We start from the raw sequence: 21,611 nt of genomic DNA on the forward strand, positions 1-21,611 counted from the left end.
ATTGAAGAAAAGAGTTCTTCTCGTGGAGGATGAAATACGTATTCGTGAAGTGATTGCTGACTATTTTAAACAGAATAATTGGGAAGTCTATGAAGCAGGCAATGGAAAAGATGCACTGATCTGGTTTGATTCGGTGCAGCCGGACCTGATTATACTCGATATTATGATGCCGGAACTGGATGGTTGGGAAGTGTGCCGCCAGGTGCGTAGCCGCTCAGGTGTGCCGATCATTTTGTTGACAGCCAAATCCGGTGATGATGATAAAATATTAGGCTTTGAACTGGGAGCCGATGATTACGTGACCAAACCCTTCAGCCCCAAGGTGCTGATCGCCCGCGCCAACGCGCTGATGAAACGGGTGGAGGGACATGTACAGCCGGAGTCGCATATTTTGCGGTTCGGTAGTGCCATTCTCAACACGATGGCTCATCGGCTTGAGGTGGATCAGGCGGAAGTCGAGCTGACGCCCAAGGAGTATGAGCTGCTGCGGCTGCTTATACATAATAAAGGCATAGTTATTTCACGGGATGCGATACTGAACCGGGTGTGGGGCATCGACTTTGAAGGAGATACACGAGTTGTCGATACGCATATCAAAAAGCTGAGAAGTAAGCTAGGCCGTGAATCACGCCATATCCGCACGGTTTTTGGTACTGGCTATAGGTTTGAGGAGGAAGAATGAACAAACGGGGAGTTACCTTTAAGTTGTTCATTATGACGGTTGTGTTTTTCCTGTGTTTTTACGGTATGGTGATTTTAAGTCAATTGCTGTTTTTTGAAAATTTTTATCAGGAACAGAAGATTGGTCGTGTGGAAAGCCGCTTGCAAAGCTTCGGTCAAAGTTATGTCCAGGAGGCTTGGGGATCGGGCAGGGTTTCCCGTGAGGCAGCTCGCTTTATGCTTCAGAATAAAAACCAGCTGGCGATTGTAACGCTGGACGGCAAAGTAAAGCTGGATGATGCGTTTCATATCAATCTAAGAAAAGCGGATGGTAAAATCGTTAAAATATCGCTGTCTCTGTTTATGAGCGAGTACGGAGATGAACTGAGAGCTGCTCGGATTCAGCCCGGTGATACGGTAACGGTTGAAGGTGAGGGATTGGGAACGGACGGCATCTCTACCGCCAATTTAATTTATCCAACCGGCATACAGAAGCTTGGTTTCAAAAATATAGGATCGACTTCGGAAGAGGCAAGCACAGATGGTAGTGTAAGATTTTCCGGTACGGTGACAGAGATTGTACTGCCGGATCTGAAAACATGGAGTCAGCGACAAGGCTTACTGTTTAGTGCGCTAGAGGAATGGTTCCCTTTATCACAGGCGCATCTGGAGAAACTTAAGAATTTCGAAGTGTTGGAAGAAGAGTGGACGGAACCTTGGACAGGGGTACGCAATGCAGTCATAGTCCATCCTGTTCGTCAGGACACAGGCGAGATCGACCTCCTGTTCACAGTGACATCGTTGCAGGAAATTAGTGAGACGAATGAAGCTCTGCGCTGGTTTTATCTGTACCTAGGGATCGGGGGATTTGCACTCATTCTGATTTTGTCCCTGTTCTATTCCCGGATGGTGACCCGTCCGCTCATTGCTTTGAATAATACTGCCAAGCGGATGGCTAAGCTCGATTTTACAGCCCATACACCAATCCGGCAGAATGATGAACTGGGCAGCCTGTCCTACAGCATGTATACCCTGTCCCAGAACCTGGACACAGCTTTGCGTGAGCTTCAGGAGGCCAATCAGCAATTGGTGGAGGATATGGAACAGAAGCAGAGGATGGAGGCTGTACAACAAGACTTTTTTGCCAACGCTTCTCATGAACTGAAAACCCCGCTGAGTATCATTAAAGGCTTCGCAGAAGGATTACAAGATGGGGTTAGCGCCGGGAAGCAGGATCATTATATGAAAGTCATTGTAGAGGAAGCGGACAAAATGGAGCGATTGGTCAAAGATATGCTGGACCTCGCCAAATTGGAATCGGGTACCCTCAAGCTTCGCAAGACGACCTTTATCTTGAGTGAGCTGGTGGAGGAGGTCGTGGACAAGTTATTCCATTTGTTGAAGGAGAAAAAGCTGGAAGTGGTCATTATCCCCGCCAATGAGATGCCGATCCATGCCGATGTAGGATGGCTGGAACAGGTGATTATCAACTTTGTTGTCAATGCCATACGACATGCTGAGGAAGGAAGCTCGATCACGATTCGTATCGAAGGTGCTGGGGAAATCAGTTTTTTTTCCATTGAAAATAAAGGTGAGACCATTCCTGACGATCAACTGGAGCAGATATGGGATCGCTTTTACCGGGCCGAGCTGTCCCGAAGCCGCCAGACAGGTGGGACAGGGCTCGGGCTGTCGATCGTCAAACGAATTTTGGATTTGCACGAATTCCGCTATAAGGTGGAGAATAAGAAGGACGGCGTACGTTTTGTTGTTATATTCGGAGGCTAAGCTATGGCAAAGGAGTTAAGAGTATGAAATGGAATTGGTTGCCCTCACTATGCACGATTGCAAACCTGGGGGCAGGGGTCTTATCCCTGTATTTCACGATTCATGAGCAATACATGACCGCTTTTATTCTCGTGGTAGTGGCTGCTTTATGGGATGTATTAGACGGTTTGCTGGCAAGGCTGCTGCATTGCTCCAGTGATTTTGGCAAACAGCTCGATTCGCTGGCGGATGTTGTCTCATTTGGGGTTGCCCCTGCTTTCTTGATCTTGTTATACAAGCTGGGAGATACCCATTGGATAGGACCGCTTGTGGCTGTTTTGTTTGTCATATGCGGTGCGGTAAGATTGGCAAGATTCAACCTAATGGCTTTTAGCAAAGGCTTTGTAGGTATGCCGATTACGGCGGCGGGTGTGATTTTGTCCTTTATGTTTTTATGGAGTGAGCATTTGAAGCCGGGGTTGTTGCTTGCATTAATGGTAGTGCTGTCGTTCCTGATGGTTAGCCGTATTCCCTTTCCGTCCTTCAAAAAATAATCGGTCAGGAGGTGGCTCCCCTATGGAATGGGTCATCAGCATGATTACACAATACGGATATATCGCTATTTTTGCTCTTCTTGCTCTTGGGATTATCGGCCTACCGGTTCCAGATGAAATTATTATGGTGTTTGTCGGCTATTTATCTTCTATTATGGTACTGAATTATTCGGTGTCTATATTAGTTAGCTTCATTGGTGCAATGACAGGGATGATGATCAGCTACACGCTAGGCAAAAAGCTGGGTCAGCCCTTGGTGGATAAGCACGGCAAGTGGGTTGGATTGACACCGAAGCGATTTGCAAGAGTTAAGGGGTGGTTTGCACGCTTTGGGTTGTGGACCATTTTGTTCGGTTATTTTATCCCAGGAGTCAGACATGCGACAAGCTATTTGTCGGGCATTAGTGCGATGCCTGTCCGAAAATATATGCTGGTGGCAAGCGCAGGTTCTCTGATATGGACGCTTATCTTTATCTCCATTGGTTATATTGCAGGGGCGAATATAAACTTTCATTAAGGTGACCCCAAAAGTAATGTAGCATTTTTCACGTATACCACCGATAATATAAATAAAGATACTGTACAACCAGTGAGGGGATCTGTATTGAATGTACTAATGAAGTATATTGAGAAGTTACCGAGTTTTCTGCAAATGATCTTGAATATCTCGCTGTTTCTGGTCGGGCTGATTTTAAGCTTCTTACTGCTAAAAGAAACATGGTCCATTTTTTCTTATGTTTTTTTGTACGCAGAGACCGACAAAAATTACTATGAATTCACGGAAGAGTTGCTTGTGTTTTTCTTGTACTTTGAATTCATAGCATTAATAGTTAAGTACTTTAAAACCAATTTTCATTTTCCATTACGTTATTTTATCTATATTGGGATCACGGCTGTCATCAGGCTCATTATTGTAGATCATGATGATGCTAAAAATACATTCTGGTGGTCTATTGCTATCCTAGTCATGGTAGGTTCTCTATTGATCGCTAACAGTAAATTGTTAAAAAGAGAAAGTTGATGCTCAGGAAGATTGCAAAGTTGACAGTCAAGTGGGAGAGAGGGAATAAAGACGAATGGTAAGAAACTGGATGAATCATGCGGGCGTCAGGCGGATAGCCGTCCTTGCGATAATCGTTTTGCTGTTGTTTATGTTAAGAAGCATGATGAATATTATGTTGTTAACACTGCTGCTTACGATCTTGATTGGCAGTATATATAACGGAGTGAATAAGCTGGTCAAGCGGTTCGTCAATGTGCCGTCAATGATCGTGCTACTACTGGTGTATGGTTTGCTAATTCTGATTATGGTGTGGGGCGTTTACCGAATGGTGCCGCTAATCGTTGTACAGGTCAAGCAGGTGTATCTCATGATTCAGCAAGCGTATATGTATCCTGATCGCAATCAATGGAACGAAACGATTATCGAATTTATGGACACGCTGAATGCTCAGCGGCTATTTGAGCCTGGCCTGAGTGCAGTGATGAAGGTCAGTCAATTGGGAACACAGCTTCTGGTGTCGATTATTTTGAGCTTGTTCTTCCTGATGGAAAAATCCTATATTACACGTTTTACAGCTACGTTTGTAGATAGCAAGCTGGGTTGGTTTTTCAAGGAAGTGGGTCATTTTGGCCGTATGTTTCTGGGTACGTTCGGGAAGGTATTGGAGGCTCAACTGCTGATTTCACTTATTAATTGTATATTGACCACGATTGCGCTCTGGATTATGGGCTTCCCTAATCTGCTCGGTCTTGCGCTCATCATTTTCGTACTGGGATTGGTTCCGGTGGCAGGTGTGTTTATCTCACTGGCACCGCTCGGCCTGATCGCTTTCAGTGTCGGCGGCATTCAATATGTGGTTTATCTGGTTATTCTGATCGTGGTGATTCATGCGATTGAGGCCTACTTCTTAAATCCGAAGCTGATGTCATCCAAAACGAATTTACCGATCTTCTTTACCTTTGTCGTACTTATTTTCTCTGAGCATCTGATTGGAATTTGGGGCTTGATTGTAGGTATTCCGTTGTTTGTTTTCTTCCTGGATCTGATTGGGATAAAACGCAAGCAAGAGAAGGATACTTGATTCAGCACTACAGATTCCACCCTAGTACAGTGACTATTGATTCATTACGAATGCCTGCGAAGCCGCAGGCATTTTTTTATTGCCCGTTTGTTCATAGGAAGAATCGCTGACGCTCATCCACTTTTTAATTCTCTTGTTAGCTATAGTACACTGAATATGCAAGATTAGATCAAGATAAAAGAAATGAGATGATCGGATGGAACAGAAAATTAAGGTATTGGCTATATCGGGTAGCCTTCGTCAAAAGTCCTCCAATACAGCGCTTATGAAGGCTACTATGGGGCTGGCTTCTGAAAATATGATGTTTACAGTCTATGATGGATTGGGGGATCTTCCGCATTTTAACCCTGACTTGGATGTAGATGAGGGGTCAGCTTCCGTAAGAGAGCTACGGGAACAATTGAAACAAGTGGATGGAGTGCTGATCTGTACACCGGAATATGGGAATGGTGTGCCGGGTGCTTTGAAAAATGCCTTGGATTGGCTCGTATCTTCAGGTGAATTTGTAAATAAACCTACAGCGGTCATCAGCGCGTCACCGTCTCCTATGGGCGGCCATCTGGCGCATGCCTCGCTGCTGCTCACATTGCAAATGATCAATGCAGAGATTGTGGAGAATGGAAAGGTCATTATTCCGCATATCACCTTGAAGCTAAACCAGGAAGGTGAAATTACAAACGCTGAAACTAGGCAGGAGCTAGAAGCATTACTTCAAGGGCTTGAGCAAGCTTGCTCAAGCACAGGAACTCTTTAGATTTTTGAAGTTTAATAAATGAAAATCAGCGGCAGTCTAAGATTTCATTATCACCTTCGAAGCTGCCGCTTCCTCTTTTAATTGATTTTAAAGTTTGAATTTTAGACGGTGTCCAATAAGTTCTCGTATACCTTTAATCGGGCATATACCGTTTCGAGTATGGGGTAAACAGTATTACTGGTTGAAGCCAATGCAAGAAGTGAACCATGTAGATGACTGGCTTCAATCGGAAGCTTTTTATGCATATCGCGTTGCATGGATGACATCATCTCTGGTCGTAAGGATTCCATCGTTTTCAGTGTATGAGCTTCCATCTCGGAATCAATCGGCATCCCTGCGTTGCGAGCAAGTGTAACAATCTCATGCAGCAGCTTTTCGTAAATAGCACGTGACTCTGCCGTGGCAAGTATAGTCCCAACCGAGGCATCCATCAGTGTTGTAATTGCACTCAAGCTGGCAACGAATATATATTTCTGCCAAACTTCACGCTGAATATCGTGACTTCGTGCCACTGTGAAGCCTGCATGATCAAGATGATTCAGCAGCAGTTGTGTACGCTCTGATTGCACTCCGTTCCATTCACCGAAGACGATACGGTGGAACGGACTTGTCTGAACAATAGAACCATCATGATCCAACGTAGTTTCAATATAACAAAGTCCGCCCAGCACTTTTTCAGAACCGAATTGTTTGCGCAAAAAGTCAAAATGTTCGTAACCATTAAGTAACGGAAGAATCATGGTATGATCACCGACATAAGGCTCAAGATCGAATTGCAATTGGGGAAGATGATACGCTTTGACCGAAATGATAATACAGTCGAACGGATCGGCAGCTTCACCATTTGTAATAGCACGGATTGGCGTCTGGAAATCTCCATGAACACTTCTAACAATCAGACCGTCTTTTGCCAACTGAGATTTTTTTGAAGGGCGTACGAAGAAGGTCACGTCTTCTCCTTTTTGAACAAGAAGTCCCCCGAAATAGCCTCCAATCGCCCCTGCACCTACAATCAGAAATCGCATTATAGGGTCCCTGCCTTTATTTTTGCATTCCCGTATAATCCTTCTACTACGTTCTCATCTGCCTTAAAAACATGCTCCTCGCCTGGAAAAGAACGATTCTTCACGTCTTCGACATATTGCCCGATGCTGTTACGAATCAAAGCACCTATATCCGAATAGGTTTTAACGAACTTTTTCTCCCGGTAAGGTGCTGAGTATTGTAACATGTCATGATACACCAAAACCTGACCATCACAGTATCTCCCCGCACCGATGCCAATGACTGGAATAGATATCTCCTGGGTGATGTTCTTCGCCACTTCCTCTGTCACCAGCTCCAGCACGATGGCAAAAGCTCCCGCTTGCTCCAGGGCCCGAGCATCATTTAGAAGGCGCTCAGCGGCCTGTGAGTTTTTACCTTGAATGAAGTATCCGCCGATTTGATGCACAGACTGTGGTGTAAGTCCGATATGTCCCAGCAGGGGAACGCCGGATTGAACAATTCGCTTCACGGTGTCGCAAATTTTCATGCCCCCTTCTAGTTTCACGGCATGGGCATGTCCCTCTTGCATGAGCCTGCGCACATTAGTAAGGGCTTCTTGACTACTCCCATGGTACGTCATAAATGGCATATCCGCGACAATAAAAGTATGTTCCGCACCGCGCACGACAGACCGTGTATGATAGACCATATCATCCATAGTGACGGGCAGTGTGGAGTTATAATTAGATAACACATTACCTACGGAATCACCGACAAGGATGATATCGATCCCGGCTTCCTCAGCCAAACGAGCATATGGATAGTCATACGCCGTAATCATACTTATAGGTGAACCTTCTTGTTTCATTTTCTTCAATTGCAAAATATGAAGTGCTTTCGAGGTTGCCATGGTTGCATTCAAATCCTTTCCTACCTTTATTTTAGATCACAAAAAAAACCTTTCAGCACATGACTGAAAAGGTCCGAAAGGCAAAAAAAGAGTCAATTTGCGACCGTTCTTTTGTCTCGGTCCTTGCGGATCAGAGCAAAATCCAACGAGTTCACCTCCATAGGCTCACACATCTACATATTGAATTACACTAACTAGAGTACCGTTCGAATGTATCGATACAGCCTCTCACGGAAGTATACCAAAATATAGGGCTGTTGCATAACATTCTCTACTATATGAACAAAACAGCCCTTCCAACTTCCTATTCGGAAGTGAAGGACGGTCGATAAATTCATATAGAAAGGATTGACCCTCCCGATAGAATTTTAATTGTAGCATGGGACTATTGTATGTGGAGAGCGTGATATAATAGGGCACAAATCGTTTCATAGATGATGACTCAAGCAAAGGAGTGAAGGCTGGTGTATGAACAAATTGTAGCGTATGGTCTGAGCCAAAAGGAGGCCGTTAAGGATTATCCATTTGGTGCTGATCCCCTGGTACTAAAAGTAGGGGGCAAGATGTTTGCACTTCTAACTGAAAAGGATGACATTTGCCACGTATCCTTGAAATGTGATCCAGTCATTGCAGTAAATCTGCGTGAACAAAACAAGGCGATTAAGCCAGGCTATCATTTGAATAAAAAGCATTGGAATACGATTGAGGTTGATGCTACCTTCCCATTGGAGGATTTGTACAGCATGATCGACCATTCGTATGAGCTGGTCTTCAAGAGCTTAACCAAAGCGCAACGCGAAGCGATTACGATGAGAATACGGGCAACGGATCTGTAAAGGGCTGGTATAAGCCCTTAGGTTGTATCCAAAAATACTTACTAACATTATTATAGTTTTACTTGACAGAAATCACGAATGGATATATTCTTAATTTAAAGATAATTCATTTGAAAATAATATCAAGGAGTGGAACTTAACATGAGCGAACTGGTGAATATTATTCAAGGGAGAAGATCAGCTTCTAAATTTATTCCTGATGTTACTATAGATGCAAAAGAACTAGAAGAAATATTTCAGCTGGTGAAGTTTGCTCCATCGGCTTTCAATTTACAGCATGCGCGTTATATCGTAGTGCAGGATGCTGATATCAAACAAAGACTGCATGATGAGGCAAGTAAGCAGTATAAAATATTAACGGCTTCGGCGACCATTGTAGTGCTGGGGGATACAGAAGCTTATACCAAGGTAGCTGACCTCAACGAAGGATTCCTGAATTTAGGTGTCCTGAGCAAGCAGGAATATGATAGTACAGTGGAATCGGTAACTCAGTTTTATCGCGAGCGGGGACCTGTCTTCCAGAGAGAAGAAGCGATCCGTAATGCCAGCCTGTCGGCTATGCAATTGATGTTGATTGCCAAGGACAAAGGCTGGGATACGTGCCCGATGATCGGTTTTGATCCGGCGAAGGTGCAGGAAGTACTGAATATTCCAGAGCAATTTGTACCGGTAATGATGATTACCTTGGGTAAAGAGGACGAATCGGGTCAGCGGGCACGGGGATACCGCAAGCCGGTTGGACAATTTGTCAGCTACAATGGATTTTGAAATTTGTAAATCATTTGTGTAATAAATCAACATGTTAATGAAGGAGTGATAAAGATGTCATTGAAAACCGCTGGAATTCACCATATCACGTCCTTTGCAGGCGATCCGCAGGGCAACGTTGATTTTTACGCAGGCGTACTTGGTCTGCGATTGATTAAAAAGACGATCAACTTTGATGCTCCAGAAGTATACCATTTGTACTTTGGTAATGAAGAGGGCAGCCCGGGCACGATCATTACTTTTTTTCCAGCTCCGGGTACACGCAAGGGTAAGATTGGAGGCGGACAGGTCGGGATTACGACGTATGTCGTGCCGTCCGGTGCTTTGGAATACTGGGAAAACCGTCTGCACAGCTTGAAAGTATCTTTCACGAAGGCCACTCGTTTTGGCGAGTCATTCATCCAGTTCCGAGACAACGAGGGCTTGCATCTGGAGTTGGTGGAGCGGGAAGATGGCCCGTTGAACACGTGGATAGCCGGGGGTGTGCCTACGGATAAAGCTATCAAGGGCTTTGGCGGGGCGGTACTGTACAGTGCGGATTCCAAGCATACGCAAGGGGTGTTGGAGAACGTCCTGGGGATGACTCTCATCGGAGAAGACGCAAATGCAGGCTACATCCGCTATCAGACGACAGGTGATTTGGGCAACCTGATCGACATTCCGGTCAAAGATGTCCCGTGGGGGAATGGCGGCGCCGGTACGGTTCACCATATTGCCTGGCGCGCGCAGGATGATACGGAGCATCAGGCGTGGAACGAATGGGTTCATCAGCATGGTTTTGGGACCAGTGGTATTGTAGATCGCCAATACTTCAATGCCGTATACTTCCGCGAGCGGGGCGGTATTTTATTCGAGATCGCAACCGATCCACCCGGATTTACCGTGGATGAGGAATTGAATGAGTTGGGACATAAGCTGATGCTGCCTGAATGGTATGAGCCTCAGCGTACCCAGATTGAGTCTAACCTGGTTCCCATTGAACCTAGAGTATTAAAACAGGATTAATCTGTTTGATCCAAACAATCATATTAGAACGAAAAAGGTCCAATGCGGGAAAATTTCTACCGTCAATTGGACCTTTTTTGCATGTGGAATTGTCATACTAACGTAAAAATAAGCGTGGAGAGTTGGCTAGATCATGAGCAGTTCACGGATCTCCAGCTCGGTCAGTGCCGAAAGGGTTTCTTGTCCCGGCTGAATGACCTGGTCGATCATGTTTTTCTTTTTTTGTTGCAGCTCATACATTTTGTCCTCTACCGTACCTTGGGCGACGAGACGAATAACCTGCACGACTTTTTTCTGGCCCATTCGGTGTGCTCGGTTGGTAGCCTGCTCCTCTACAGCGGGATTCCACCACAGGTCATACAAAATGACCGTATCTGCACCAGTGAGATTCAGGCCAGTGCCTCCTGCTTTTAGGGAAATCAGGAACAGCTCGCGTTCTCCTTCGTTGAAGCGACTGCACAACTCGACTCGTTCCAGAGCAGGAGTCTGCCCATCCAGGTAAAAGTAGGACACCCCTTCTCGAGTAAGCTCGCGTCCGATCATTTGAAGCATTGTGGTGAACTGTGAAAAAATGAGCATCCGTTTCCCGGAGCTGAGACATTCCGTAATGATCTCCAACAGCTGTTCAAATTTGGCAGAGCTTCCCGTATATCCTTCGATGAACAAGCCCGGATGACAACAGAGCTGACGAAGTCGAGTCAGACCGGCGAGAATTTTAATCCGATTTTTCTGAAATCCTTCCTCGTTGAGATGCTTCAACGTTTCATGCTGAAGCTTGGCCAGATAGGCGGTGTACAGCTTTTTTTGATCTGGCAGAAGCCGGGATACCTGCACGGATTCGATTTTCTCCGGCAGCTCCTTGAGGACATCACTCTTAAGACGGCGCAGCAGAAACGGACGAACCCGCTTGGCGATCACATTTCGAGGCAGGTTGTGAAACGCTCTTTTCCCGCCGGGAAATAGCGCGGGAAATACAACGTCAAAGATGGACCACAGCTCTTCCAACGTATTTTCTACGGGCGTTCCTGTCAGGGCAAAACGGTAACGAGCTTTTACATCCTTAACAGCCTGTGCCGTCTGGGTGGCATGGTTCTTGAAAGCCTGCGCCTCGTCCAGAATGAGCGTATGAAACGATGGCTTGCTGTACACATCTGCATCGCGCCGTAGCAGCGGATAGGACGTAATGACGACGTCATAACTGGCGGCATCCCGTATGATTCGGCCGCGTTCTTCCGGGCTGCCATCTGCGATAGTGACGCGGACGTGTGGAGCAAATTTCTCCAGCTCATTCCGCCAGTTGTACACCAGTGATGCAGGGGACACGATCATGGCTGGAAGCTGCTGGCTGCGAATCTCCGGCAATACTGAGACGAGAAAGGCGATACTTTGCAGCGTTTTACCCAGCCCCATATCATCTGCCAAAATGCCCCCAAAACGGTAATGCGCCAATGTCTTAAGCCATTGAAAGCCGTAAACCTGATAATCTCTCAAGATTGGGGCAAGCATGTCTGGAACTGGAAAGTCGAGATGGTCTGGGTTGCGTATATTTTCCAGTAGCTGGCGAAAGGTTTTACCCAAAGTCAGATTTTTTCCATGATCGTGAGGATCAATTAAGTACAGTCCTTGCGTGACGGGAACACGAATTTGTGCTGCATCCAGATCACTTTTGCGGATACCTGTTTCATTCATGAACCGAATCAATTCCTTGTACTCCTCTGTTTCGAGCGGCAGCAAGGCACCATTCGGCAGACGGTGATATTTCTGTTTTTCCTCTAACGATTTGAGCAGTTTGCGAATTTCCGGTTCCGGTATGCCCTCCATATCAAATTTAAATTCAAGCCAATCTGTACGTTCATCCCACTCCGCGCGTATCCTTGGGGTAGGCAGAGTATTGTTTATTTTTGCTTTGACTGCACCTGTGGCATAGACGTCCAGCAGCTTTTCCAGTTGCGGAACAGTATGATACAAAAAATCATACTCTGCATCTTCATCTTCCATAAAATATCCGCTATCTGTTCTAGCAAAGGAGCTATGCTCCATCAGCTCCAAAATCCGCTGCTCCTGTTCCCCATCACGTATCAGAATTCGGTCGATACCAGGCGTTCGTGCATCTGTTTCCAGCGGGTTGATGATGATATCCCCATATTGGAACTCCAGCCCTGCCAGCACCTTGTCTCTTACCCGGTCCAGATATAGCTTTGCCTTCAATGGCTGCTGTGTGACCCGATCTGAGACGGACCGAGTCATATGAACACGTCCGAGCTTCATTAACCCGGGTACAACCTTGTCCATAAAAGATTCCATCTGCTCTGGCGCAATCTGAACTTTTCGCCTGTGGTGTACTTCTACCATCCGTTTTAGCTCGGACAAACGCCGTAAGGGATCGGCTTTCTGTTTGACAAGCTTGCCATCGGCAATGACGACACCATAGTCTTCCATGATGGTCAAGTCATCCAATCCTTGAATGCTTAGCTGGTAGCCTTCGATTTCAGCCTCATCAAATTCAAATTGCAGCGGAAGCATCAGGTCGGACTGGGGAATACCCTCGCTCATGTTTCCGTGAATTTCAAAGTAGACGCCCTGTGCTGCTGTCAGCAAGGGGAGCAGCTTTTCCCAAGCCGCAGGCGGGATGAGGAGCATTCGCTCGCCGCTCATATGACTACTGGAAGATGAATACGTGCCTGAGGTTTCCCGAATCATACGCTCATGGTGGCACACCTGGGATAATTGCTGGAGAATAGCGTCATGTTCAGGACGGAAGCGGTACAACTCAGGCTCGTACGAGAAGCTTTTCGTGAACATGTAGCTATCCCCACGGTCAATACTATCCAGAAACGGACGAATTTTCTGCACGATATATAATCGTTTGGGCCCAGCCTTCATTTCCACACCAAACATATATTTTTGGTAACCGTAGGCAAAAGGCCGGATGATGAACTGAAAATCCAAGACCGCGCGAGTATCCAGCAGGGTTGGTGTGCTGCGAAGCGGTCGCTTGCGGTCAAATAGTTTTAACATACTGTCGGTCAGCTGGAGATCGCCTCGTGTGATGTCAGAGGATCGTGCCGTTCTAGCAGTGTGATCATATGGAGCATCTGTAGATGTGTACATCCCGTCTGAATCCATGCTTCCTGCTGTATCTGGGGCAGTACCGGGATGAAGCCTGGAGGCATAGGAGCGCACAGACAGACTTTTTCCACGGCGTATATCATGGGCGTTAAGGAGAACAGCTGCGATATGTTTACAATATCGTCCGGTGTTCTGAAATGTGCTACAGGTGCATTCTGCTCGGATACTTCCATTGGATCGGATCATCGCCGCAACAGCATAAAAGCTGCTTCCTTTGACCGTAGCTTCGTACACACCTTCATCATGATCTATTTGTGTAAAGGCCACTCTTTTGGCCCGGTAATAGGCATCCCCGTCGTCATAAGCAGCTTGACTGCATAGTTGTCTGATGGCTCGCCGGGTAAGTTCAAAACTCATGATTCGTAATCCTTTCTTGGGTTATTCCGTTTTCTTACATGATAACAGAACAGACAGGAGGATGGACACTTGGGTGCTTATCTGTGGGTTAGAGAAGTTTTTACAAGCTGCACATAGCAGGATACAATGGAAGTGTTAAAGAAAGGAGACGGATACCTTTGCAAAATGAAGAGAAAAAGACCGATTCCAAGTCCGGCTCATCCAAATGGTACCTTGGTAGTGCAGCAGCATTGCTTCTTCTGAAAGGCAAGTCGTTACTTGCCCTTTTAAAATTCAGTAAATTTGGCGGTGCGCTGATATCTATGGCGATAACGATTAGCACATATGCGATCATTTACCCGTGGGGATTTGCGGTCGGATTCGTGTTGCTGTTGTTTGTGCATGAGCTGGGACATGTATGGGCTGCCAAGCGCAAGGGGCTTCCCGTGTCAGCACCGTTATTTATTCCTTTTCTCGGTGCGCTGATCACAATGAAACGGCAACCTTTGGATGCGCAGACAGAGGCTTATGTAGCCATGGGCGGCCCGTTACTGGGGACGGTTGGGGCTATGGCGGTATACGCAGGAGCCTATGCAACAGACAGTCCCCTGTTGTATGCGCTCTCGTATGTCGGCTTTTTCCTGAACCTGATCAACCTGCTGCCGATTCATCCGCTCGACGGAGGACGGATTTCCACGGCAGTGACGCGTTGGCTGTGGCTGGTGGGCTTATTGGGTGGAATTGTAGTCGTAGTATATTTAAAATCCTTTTTATTTTTCTTCATATGGGCGTTCTTTGCCTACGATTTGTACAAAAAATATGTTAAACGCAATAAAGGAGAGGTCAAGATCCAATCCTTTTTGCAAAAGCCGCTGGTGAACGTACAGCATCTGTATGAGCAAGGATATCCACTGCCCGGACCGGAGCACACACGCAGATTATCCTTTAATACCTACTCGGATTTGGAGGGGCAGCAATATGTGACGGTGTATATGGAAAGTTTGGATGTGGGGCAGACACTTAAGCTGCCGCAGCAGTGTCTTGTCCAGCATGTATGGCTGAACGGTGTGGAACATATACCGACGCCGGATGCGTACCAGCTCAGATTGCTGTGTGGGATTGATTACATTCCGTTTGAAAATGATAAATATTACGAAGTGCCCGCATCATCGCGCTGGAAATTTGGCATCAGTTACTTAGCTTTGGCCGTATTCCTAATGGGGATGATGTATGTGGTGCACCAGCATATAGGGGATATTAGGCTGTGATCTGAATAATGAGTGCTTGGTCAAGATTTTAGATCATTAAGGCAACGGTACAGCTTATAGAAAATAGAGACAAAAGAGCGCGACAACCGCGATATTCGGTGTCACGCTCTTTTTTTGGTTGAATAACACGGTGGAGCTTTTGCTATCCGTCCTTATATCTTAATCCTTTGTTCATCAGTAATCGGTTTTAACGTCTGGCGGTATTTAAGTGGGCTGGTGCCTGTCCAGCGCTTGAACTGTCTGCTGAAATGAGCCAGACTGGAGTATCCGAGCAGGGAAGCTACCTTGTTGAGTGGCAGATTGGCCTGCTGGATCAGCACTTTAGCCTCATGCAGTTTGGTCTCCGATAGATAGTGACGTGGAGAATAACCGTATACCTTACGGAACACTTCTTGGGCATAGCCGGGACTGATCCCGAGGGAAGCCGCCACATCTTCAAGACGGAACGCTTGCTCGCCAGATTCATCTTCCCGATAAGGCTTAAACCTTGATTGAATGGCTTCCATGATGGCCTTGGCATATTGAACGGATGAAGGCGCAATTCTGGGCTCCAAACCGGTAGATATCATTTGCGAGAATATCCCGAATAGCTCAAATAAGGCAATTTGCATACGAAAACGGTCTGCTGTCGTATATTCTCCGCTTTCTTGCACCATGCCAATCCAGCTATGGACGACCTTTTGCAGCTTGGTATTCGTTTCAGTACCCACTGGAAAAAAGAGCTGATTGCTCTTAATCATTTCCTGACGGAACAATGGATCATCGACATTAAAATGAGAGCTAAAATAGTACATGCCGTTTGGGGAAACACATTGACTCACATGCTTGAAACCCGGCGGAATAATTAAAATATCACCTTCCCCAACCGAATATACGTTATTTTCCATAATCGTTTCCTGACGACCTTCTAAAATGAGTGCAATTTCAAAACCGATATGAGATTCCTCCGGCATGCACCAATCCGCTTGGACCCGGTGAATATGGGCGCCAAAAAATTTCACATTCCAGTCAATAATGGGCAGCCATTGGCAATCATGAAATAGAGCTGGATCAACATCAGGATTTAATATCATCAGATCACCTTCGATTAGGGCAAATTTTACACCGCTTAGACAATCTCATTGTATCTAACATTTAACTATAATAAAAGAGCGTTTACAAATGCTATAGTATAAGCTTTTATATATAAAAGAAAGCGCTTGCTCTGATATTTATACGGATTATGTTGGCATATCTGTTTCTATTATCGGTACTTTATTCGTACTAGCCCGTATATGGGATGCACTTAGCGCTCCGATCTTCAGCGTGATCATTGACCGGGCCAATCTAAAGGGCGGCTTGGTTCGTCTATATCTTGCACTTCGGAGCGACTGGAATTGAATTTTGCAAAATCCTGATGAACCTAATTGGAGGACGACTTGATGAAAAAGCTACTGTACGGTGTTGCCTATTATGATGAGTATATGCCTTATGACCGTTTGGACCAAGATATTCAAATGATGAAGGATGCGGGCATCAATGTGGTGCGGATTGCCGAATCTACTTGGAGTACGCATGAACCGCAAAATGGCGTGTTTGATTTTACCTCTGTGGATCGGGTGCTGGACGCCATGCATAAGGCGGGCATTGAAGTCATTGTGGGGACGCCCACCTATGCCGTACCCACATGGCTGGTGAAAGAGCATCCTGATGTATTGGCGACAACGCCTCAAGGTCCGGGCAAATATGGAGCTCGCCAGATTATGGACATTACGAACCCGGTGTACCTGTTTCATGCCGAGCGAATCATACGCAAGCTGATTGGGCGGGTGAGTCAGCATCCGGCGGTTATTGGCTTTCAGACGGATAACGAGACGAAGCATTACAACACGAGCGGGCCCAATGTGCAATTGCAATTTGTAAAGTATCTGCGGGAGCGGTTCGAATCGCTGGAGGAGCTTAACCGCAAATTTGGTCTGGATTACTGGAGTAATCGCATCAATAGCTGGGAGGACTTTCCTTCGGTGGTCGGAACGATTAATGGAAGTTTGGGCGCAGCCTTTTCCCAATTCCAGCGCAAGCTGGTGACGGACTTTCTGGCATGGCAGGTCGCGCTGGTGAAGGAATATAAGCGGGAGGACCAATTTGTTACGCAAAACTTTGATTTTGCGTGGAAAGGCTATTCCTTTGGCATTCAGCCGGATGTGGACCATTTTGCGGCATCGCATACCTTTGATGTGACTGGGGTGGATATTTACCATCCATCACAGGATGACCTGACTGGCATTGAAATTTCCTTCGGTGGCGATGTAGCGCGTTCGACGAAGAATAACAACTATCTAGTGCTGGAAACGGAAGCGCAGGCCTTTACCCACTGGGTTCCCTATCCGGGGCAATTGCGTCTGCAAGCGTTCAGCCATCTGGCTTCCGGGGCCAATATGGTGGCATACTGGCACTGGCATTCCATCCATAATTCCTTCGAAACCTACTGGAAGGGTCTGCTGAGCCATGATTTTGAGCCGAATCCAGTGTATGAGGAAGCACAGACCATAGGGAAGGATTTTGCAAGATTGTCTCCACATCTGGTCAACTTGAAAAAGAAAAATAAAACGGCGATTCTGGTCAGTAACGAAGCATTGACGTCGATTGACTGGTTTAAATTTAATATGAGTAGCCCGTTAAATTACAATGATATCGTACGTCGTTTGTATGACGAGTTGTATAAACTGAATATCGGGACGGATATCGTTCATCCAGGTACAGAATCGTTTGAAGACTATGATCTCTTGATCGTCCCGGTCCTCTATTCTGCCCCAGACGCACTACTGGAGAAGCTGAACCGATATGTGGAGAAAGGTGGTCATGTGGTATACACATTCCGAAGCGGATTTACCGACGAGCATGTGCAGGTAAGAACGTCCCGGCAGCCGGGCGTGATTAGCGAAGCCTGCGGCATTCATTACAGCTTGTTCGTGGAGCCCAAGAAGGTGACGCTTAAGAATAATCCTTTTGAGGTGGCACCGGAGGACAATCAGGTAGATACGTGGATGGAGCTGATTACCCCGACGACCGCCGAAGTGTTGGCCTATTACGATCACCCGCATTGGGGAAAATATGCCGCGATTACGCAAAACCGCTATGGTCAGGGAACAGCGACCTACATCGGCTGTGTCGTCAGTCCGGCGGTCATCCGTGAACTATTTAGCTCGGTAGCCAAAAAGGCAGGAGTATGGGGACTGGATCAGGAAGCGTCTTATCCGATCATTGTTAAATCCGGCACGAATGAGCTGGGACGGACAATCCGGTACTATTTTAACTATTCCGAACAAGCAGGCTCGGTGGTATATCCGCATGAGGACGGCAAGGAGCTGATTGGGGAGCATGCGGTTACCCAAGGACAAACGCTTACATTAGAGCCTTGGGGTGTTATAATTATCGAAGAAGCGTAAATGATGAACAATGAGCCGAAACCGACTCACGAATAATATCATATAGGTATTCTCCGGGAGTATCCGGTACATGAAGCGCCCCTGCGAATTGCGGGGCGTTTTCGCATATGGCTGAATAGAGGAGTGCATCGCTATGACAACCCGAGCAGTCCACTGGTTCCGGGCGCTGACGGCCCCGTATCGACGCAGCATTCAGCTCAAGCTGATCTTGACGATGATTGTTCTATCTGTGCTGCCGGTCATTGCTGTCACGGTGCTGGCTGCGGAAAAAAGTAGAGCTTCCATGGAAGCTGAAGTAGTAGAGACGAACATGTCCAATATGAAATGGACGGGGATCTATATCAGCGACCAGCTAGATCGTCTGAATCATCTGATTTACAGCATTCAGATCAGCCCTGATCTGAGCGATTATTTGAATGAGCGCGAGCCTGACAATCTTTTAAGCCAATTTAATGCCCAGCGAAAAATGCTGAATACGATGGCGAATGTGTATTATTCGGCCGGAAGTCATGTGATTGGCATCCAGCTTTATTTGAAGCAATCGCAAACCTTGTTTACCTTCAATAGTATGCAAAATGAAATTACGACAGTGAGCGGTATTCCCCCACAGTATGCCGAGATGTGGCAAGCGAATAAGGATTATTCGATTCGTCCAAGCTCTGCTGACCCGGAACGCTTTATTTTGACGCGCAGTATTCGGCGTTTTGAAGACCAGAAGCAGACGGGGGCTATTTCTTTGGATGTATTGTGGTCGCAATTCGATCAGACGCTGGGCCTGCTGGGACGAGGGGATCAGCATCAGGTGCTTATTACAGATGCAGATGGCAGGGTTATGTATCCAGCACAGGCTCGGCAGTCGCCTCCTCCTGCAGGTGTGCTGTCAGCTCTTCATGACGTTAAGCCGGGCCCCGGGATGATTCAAACTGCTGAACATTATGTGTTCTATAATGATCTGGATGTAGTTGGTCTGAAGCTGGTCAAAATCGTACCCACTTCCTCCATTAACCACAGCGCTTTTTCAACGATGCTGTATGGTATTATCGTCGGCGTGATTTCAATCCTGGTTTCCATCTGCATTGCCGTTTTCATCGCATGGCGGACTGCACGTCCGATTGTTCATTTGGCGCGTTCCGTACAGGAGTTGGATATGATCAAAGGACCGATTGGACAGCCAAGTACACGCCCGGATGAGATTGGGCTGCTGGAAAGAAGTCTGCATGGGATGGCAGGCCGAATTCGCGAGCATATTCTGGCGGAATACAGTATAAATTTGCAAAAAAAGACGGCTGAATTGAAAGCGCTCCAAGCGCAGATTCATCCACATTTTCTGCAAAATACGCTGCAAATGATCGGAAGTATGGTGTTTTCGCAAAAGCCGGAGGACACCTATGAAGTCATTCGGTCGCTGAGTGAGATGTTCCGTTACGTGGTACGGGAACCTCAGGATTTGGCCTCTTTACGCGCAGAGCTCGACCATGTGGGACACTATATGCGCATCCAACAGCGGCGATTTCCACAAAGATTGGTGTTTCAGGTGGAGACGGAAGAACAGGCGATGGATATTCGACTGCCTAAGCTATCGCTTCAGCCATTGTTGGAAAACGCGTTTCAGCACGGTCTTGATCGAAAGGCGGGGGCATGGAGAATGGGGATTCGGGTGGAGATTATGAAAGAAGATGTGTGTATTACGGTTTGCGATAATGGAAACGGCATGGCCCCGGACAAGCTGGAAAAAGTACGGGCAAAGCTGGAAAACGCGTCGGAGGAACCGATCTGGGCGCAGGGTAGTCATATCGGATTGAGCAATGTGTCTTCACGCATACGGATGAATTTTGGAGTGCGCTACGGAGTGACGATAGATAGTGAGCAGGGAGTCGGTACACGTGTCACTATCCGCATTCCATTTACCTCAGCAGAGGAGGGAAAAGTATGATCAGAGTATTAATTGTGGACGATGAGCCGTGGAACCGCGATATTCTAAAGACATTTGGCACATGGGAAAAACTTGGAATGTTGGTAGTGGGTGAGGCTGAAGACGGAGACGAGGCGTTCAGGCTGGTCGGGGAGTTAGCTCCCCATATTGTGATTACTGATATGCACATGCCGGGTGCGGACGGAGTGGAGCTGCTGCAAGCGCTAAATAACCATTGTCCTGATGTAAAAATCATTGTCGTGAGCGGATATGATGACTTTGCGTATGCCAAACATGCCATCCGTTACAAGGCCGTCGATTATTTGTTAAAGCCAGTCAATCCTACGGAGCTGAATGCAGTGTTGCTCAAATGCAAAAACGATCTGGAGGTCAAGGCTGCTGAACAGCAGCAAGAAGCGACGGAGCTGGATTATGGTTTTTTTCACAAGCTGACCCGGTATAAGCAACTGCTGCGTCTTTATTTTAATGAGTTGAACCGTGACGGGGTGAACATAACTTGTAGGCAGGTTATGCAGGAGCTGGAGAGTTATGGAGCACCAAGTCCACATATGCTGGGCAGGCTGGTGCAGGAGCTTCTTTCCCTGCTAAAAGAGCTCGCAGCGGATAACGGGCTGGGTACTTCTACGGCAAAGGCAGGATTCCCACTGTCGCAGGATGCCGTATCCTCTGTAGAACATGCGCTGGAATTCGTATCGTCGTGCTATGTTCAGGAACTGGATCAGCTCATTCGGCAGCGGAAATACAAAAACAAACTGAATTTAGAAGAGGTACGGCGATATATCGACAGTCACTTTGCTGGGCCGATTACACTGGAGCAGTTGGCAAAAAACTTTTTTGTGAGTAAAGAGTATATGAGCAAGGTATTTAAGCAGGAGTATGGTCAAAATGTAACGGACTACATCGTAGAGCGAAGAATGGAAAACGCGCGGGAATGGCTGGCCAATAAACAGATTTCAATTAAAGCAGTCGCGGAGATGGCAGGATATGAGGATGTGTCTTATTTCTATCGGGTATTTAAAAAGCATTTTGGCATGGCACCCGGTGAAATGAGGAAGGAAGTTTAAAAAAGTCCAATCCAATAAGCTAAGGGTGTCCAATGGCAGAAGTGACCTCTCATTCTATAATGAAAGCGTATACAAAACGAGCAGTACAAAGGAATTTGGCCTTTATGAAGTTCGCACAGAGCTGAATA

Annotated in this window: 19 protein-coding genes; 15 read left to right on the forward strand and 4 right to left on the reverse strand. The window is 46.6% G+C overall.

Annotation, left to right across the window (positions count from 1 at the left end; all coding sequences use genetic code 11):
• The first annotated feature begins 1 nt into the window (after nucleotide 1).
• The 7 genes from AOU00_RS15880 to AOU00_RS15910 all read left to right on the forward strand — a co-directional run bounded on the left by AOU00_RS15880 (nucleotide 2) and on the right by AOU00_RS15910 (nucleotide 5,819).
• A complete protein-coding gene (locus AOU00_RS15880; RefSeq protein ID WP_061831262.1) occupies nucleotides 2-682 on the forward strand; it encodes a response regulator transcription factor in 681 nt (226 codons plus the stop codon).
• Complete coding sequence (locus AOU00_RS15885; RefSeq protein ID WP_069291048.1) at nucleotides 679-2,448, forward strand: sensor histidine kinase; 1,770 nt, start codon at nucleotides 679-681, stop codon at nucleotides 2,446-2,448. Before AOU00_RS15880 ends, AOU00_RS15885 begins: the two co-directional genes overlap by 4 nt.
• A 23-nt stretch (nucleotides 2,449-2,471) precedes the next feature.
• Entirely contained in the window at nucleotides 2,472-2,981 is a 510-nt protein-coding gene (gene pssA / locus AOU00_RS15890; RefSeq protein ID WP_025677988.1) for a CDP-diacylglycerol--serine O-phosphatidyltransferase, read from the forward strand.
• Nucleotides 2,982-3,003: 22 nt separating this feature from the next.
• Nucleotides 3,004-3,498 (forward strand): DedA family protein, encoded by a 495-nt coding sequence (locus AOU00_RS15895; RefSeq protein WP_013308662.1) that lies wholly within the window; start codon nucleotides 3,004-3,006, stop codon nucleotides 3,496-3,498.
• Nucleotides 3,499-3,585: 87 nt separating this feature from the next.
• Entirely contained in the window at nucleotides 3,586-4,002 is a 417-nt protein-coding gene (psiE, locus tag AOU00_RS15900) for a phosphate-starvation-inducible protein PsiE (RefSeq protein WP_081330719.1), read from the forward strand.
• Nucleotides 4,003-4,057: 55 nt separating this feature from the next.
• Nucleotides 4,058-5,065, forward strand: coding sequence for an AI-2E family transporter (locus tag AOU00_RS15905; protein ID WP_069291049.1), 1,008 nt, complete (start codon nucleotides 4,058-4,060; stop codon nucleotides 5,063-5,065).
• A gap of 196 nt (nucleotides 5,066-5,261) precedes the next feature.
• Nucleotides 5,262-5,819, forward strand: a complete 558-nt coding sequence (locus AOU00_RS15910) for an NADPH-dependent FMN reductase (protein WP_069291050.1) — start codon at nucleotides 5,262-5,264, stop codon at nucleotides 5,817-5,819.
• A gap of 101 nt (nucleotides 5,820-5,920) precedes the next feature.
• Here AOU00_RS15910 and AOU00_RS15915 read toward each other — a convergent pair whose 3' ends face one another.
• Nucleotides 5,921-6,844: a ketopantoate reductase family protein gene (locus AOU00_RS15915; protein WP_069291051.1), complete on the reverse strand. Its 924-nt coding sequence runs from the start codon at nucleotides 6,842-6,844 to the stop codon at nucleotides 5,921-5,923.
• A complete protein-coding gene (panB, locus tag AOU00_RS15920) occupies nucleotides 6,844-7,716 on the reverse strand; it encodes a 3-methyl-2-oxobutanoate hydroxymethyltransferase (RefSeq protein WP_069292062.1) in 873 nt (290 codons plus the stop codon). Before panB ends, AOU00_RS15915 begins: the two co-directional genes overlap by 1 nt.
• A gap of 464 nt (nucleotides 7,717-8,180) precedes the next feature.
• On the opposite strand from panB, the gene AOU00_RS15925 reads away from it, so the two are divergent.
• The 3 genes from AOU00_RS15925 to AOU00_RS15935 all read left to right on the forward strand — a co-directional run bounded on the left by AOU00_RS15925 (nucleotide 8,181) and on the right by AOU00_RS15935 (nucleotide 10,325).
• The gene (locus tag AOU00_RS15925; RefSeq protein ID WP_061831267.1) at nucleotides 8,181-8,552 is read left to right on the forward strand and encodes an MmcQ/YjbR family DNA-binding protein; all 372 of its coding nucleotides are present in this window, start codon (nucleotides 8,181-8,183) and stop codon (nucleotides 8,550-8,552) included.
• 141 nt (nucleotides 8,553-8,693) lie between these two features.
• Complete coding sequence (locus AOU00_RS15930) at nucleotides 8,694-9,320, forward strand: nitroreductase family protein (RefSeq protein WP_069291052.1); 627 nt, start codon at nucleotides 8,694-8,696, stop codon at nucleotides 9,318-9,320.
• 54 nt (nucleotides 9,321-9,374) lie between these two features.
• Entirely contained in the window at nucleotides 9,375-10,325 is a 951-nt protein-coding gene (locus AOU00_RS15935) for a ring-cleaving dioxygenase (protein WP_069291053.1), read from the forward strand.
• 126 nt (nucleotides 10,326-10,451) lie between these two features.
• Here the strand turns inward: AOU00_RS15935 and AOU00_RS15940 are convergent, their stop codons facing one another.
• The gene (locus AOU00_RS15940; protein ID WP_069291054.1) at nucleotides 10,452-13,811 is read right to left on the reverse strand and encodes a DEAD/DEAH box helicase; all 3,360 of its coding nucleotides are present in this window, start codon (nucleotides 13,809-13,811) and stop codon (nucleotides 10,452-10,454) included.
• Nucleotides 13,812-13,969: 158 nt separating this feature from the next.
• Between AOU00_RS15940 and AOU00_RS15945 the strand changes: the two genes are divergently transcribed.
• Complete coding sequence (locus AOU00_RS15945; protein ID WP_069291055.1) at nucleotides 13,970-15,058, forward strand: site-2 protease family protein; 1,089 nt, start codon at nucleotides 13,970-13,972, stop codon at nucleotides 15,056-15,058.
• 152 nt (nucleotides 15,059-15,210) lie between these two features.
• On the opposite strand, the gene AOU00_RS15950 is transcribed toward AOU00_RS15945, so the two are convergent.
• Nucleotides 15,211-16,131, reverse strand: a complete 921-nt coding sequence (locus AOU00_RS15950; RefSeq protein ID WP_069291056.1) for an AraC family transcriptional regulator — start codon at nucleotides 16,129-16,131, stop codon at nucleotides 15,211-15,213.
• A gap of 136 nt (nucleotides 16,132-16,267) precedes the next feature.
• Here AOU00_RS15950 and AOU00_RS27485 point away from each other — a divergent pair, with 136 nt between their 5' ends.
• The 4 genes from AOU00_RS27485 to AOU00_RS15965 all read left to right on the forward strand — a co-directional run bounded on the left by AOU00_RS27485 (nucleotide 16,268) and on the right by AOU00_RS15965 (nucleotide 21,483).
• Nucleotides 16,268-16,438, forward strand: coding sequence for an MFS transporter (locus AOU00_RS27485; RefSeq protein WP_257785385.1), 171 nt, complete (start codon nucleotides 16,268-16,270; stop codon nucleotides 16,436-16,438).
• Nucleotides 16,439-16,479: 41 nt separating this feature from the next.
• A complete protein-coding gene (locus AOU00_RS15955) occupies nucleotides 16,480-18,486 on the forward strand; it encodes a beta-galactosidase (RefSeq protein WP_069291057.1) in 2,007 nt (668 codons plus the stop codon).
• A gap of 133 nt (nucleotides 18,487-18,619) precedes the next feature.
• Nucleotides 18,620-20,419 carry a sensor histidine kinase gene (locus AOU00_RS15960; RefSeq protein ID WP_069291058.1) on the forward strand — a complete coding sequence of 600 codons (1,800 nt, stop codon included), beginning with the start codon at nucleotides 18,620-18,622 and terminating at the stop codon, nucleotides 20,417-20,419.
• The gene (locus AOU00_RS15965; protein ID WP_069291059.1) at nucleotides 20,416-21,483 is read left to right on the forward strand and encodes a response regulator transcription factor; all 1,068 of its coding nucleotides are present in this window, start codon (nucleotides 20,416-20,418) and stop codon (nucleotides 21,481-21,483) included. The genes AOU00_RS15960 and AOU00_RS15965 overlap by 4 nt, the downstream gene beginning before the upstream one ends.
• Nucleotides 21,484-21,611: the final 128 nt, after the last annotated feature.

The organism is Paenibacillus polymyxa, from assembly GCF_001719045.1.
In the GTDB taxonomy this organism is placed as follows: Bacteria; Bacillota; Bacilli; order Paenibacillales; family Paenibacillaceae; genus Paenibacillus; species Paenibacillus polymyxa_B.

Excerpts from the sequence above, each read along its gene's own strand:
- AOU00_RS15935 (WP_069291053.1), top strand. The coding sequence starts at position 9,375 with ATGTCATTGAAAACCGCTGGAATTCACCATATCACGTCCTTTGCAGGC.
- AOU00_RS15905 (WP_069291049.1), top strand. The coding sequence starts at position 4,058 with ATGGTAAGAAACTGGATGAATCATGCGGGCGTCAGGCGGATAGCCGTC.
- AOU00_RS15965 (WP_069291059.1), top strand. The coding sequence starts at position 20,416 with ATGATCAGAGTATTAATTGTGGACGATGAGCCGTGGAACCGCGATATT.
- pssA (WP_025677988.1), top strand. The coding sequence starts at position 2,472 with ATGAAATGGAATTGGTTGCCCTCACTATGCACGATTGCAAACCTGGGG.
- AOU00_RS15930 (WP_069291052.1), top strand. The coding sequence starts at position 8,694 with ATGAGCGAACTGGTGAATATTATTCAAGGGAGAAGATCAGCTTCTAAA.
- AOU00_RS15915 (WP_069291051.1), bottom strand. The coding sequence starts at position 6,844 with ATGCGATTTCTGATTGTAGGTGCAGGGGCGATTGGAGGCTATTTCGGG.
- AOU00_RS15960 (WP_069291058.1), top strand. The coding sequence starts at position 18,620 with ATGACAACCCGAGCAGTCCACTGGTTCCGGGCGCTGACGGCCCCGTAT.
- AOU00_RS15955 (WP_069291057.1), top strand. The coding sequence starts at position 16,480 with ATGAAAAAGCTACTGTACGGTGTTGCCTATTATGATGAGTATATGCCT.
- AOU00_RS15940 (WP_069291054.1), bottom strand. The coding sequence starts at position 13,811 with ATGAGTTTTGAACTTACCCGGCGAGCCATCAGACAACTATGCAGTCAA.
- AOU00_RS15885 (WP_069291048.1), top strand. The coding sequence starts at position 679 with ATGAACAAACGGGGAGTTACCTTTAAGTTGTTCATTATGACGGTTGTG.
- panB (WP_069292062.1), bottom strand. The coding sequence starts at position 7,716 with ATGGCAACCTCGAAAGCACTTCATATTTTGCAATTGAAGAAAATGAAA.
- AOU00_RS15910 (WP_069291050.1), top strand. The coding sequence starts at position 5,262 with ATGGAACAGAAAATTAAGGTATTGGCTATATCGGGTAGCCTTCGTCAA.
- AOU00_RS15950 (WP_069291056.1), bottom strand. The coding sequence starts at position 16,131 with ATGATATTAAATCCTGATGTTGATCCAGCTCTATTTCATGATTGCCAA.
- AOU00_RS15895 (WP_013308662.1), top strand. The coding sequence starts at position 3,004 with ATGGAATGGGTCATCAGCATGATTACACAATACGGATATATCGCTATT.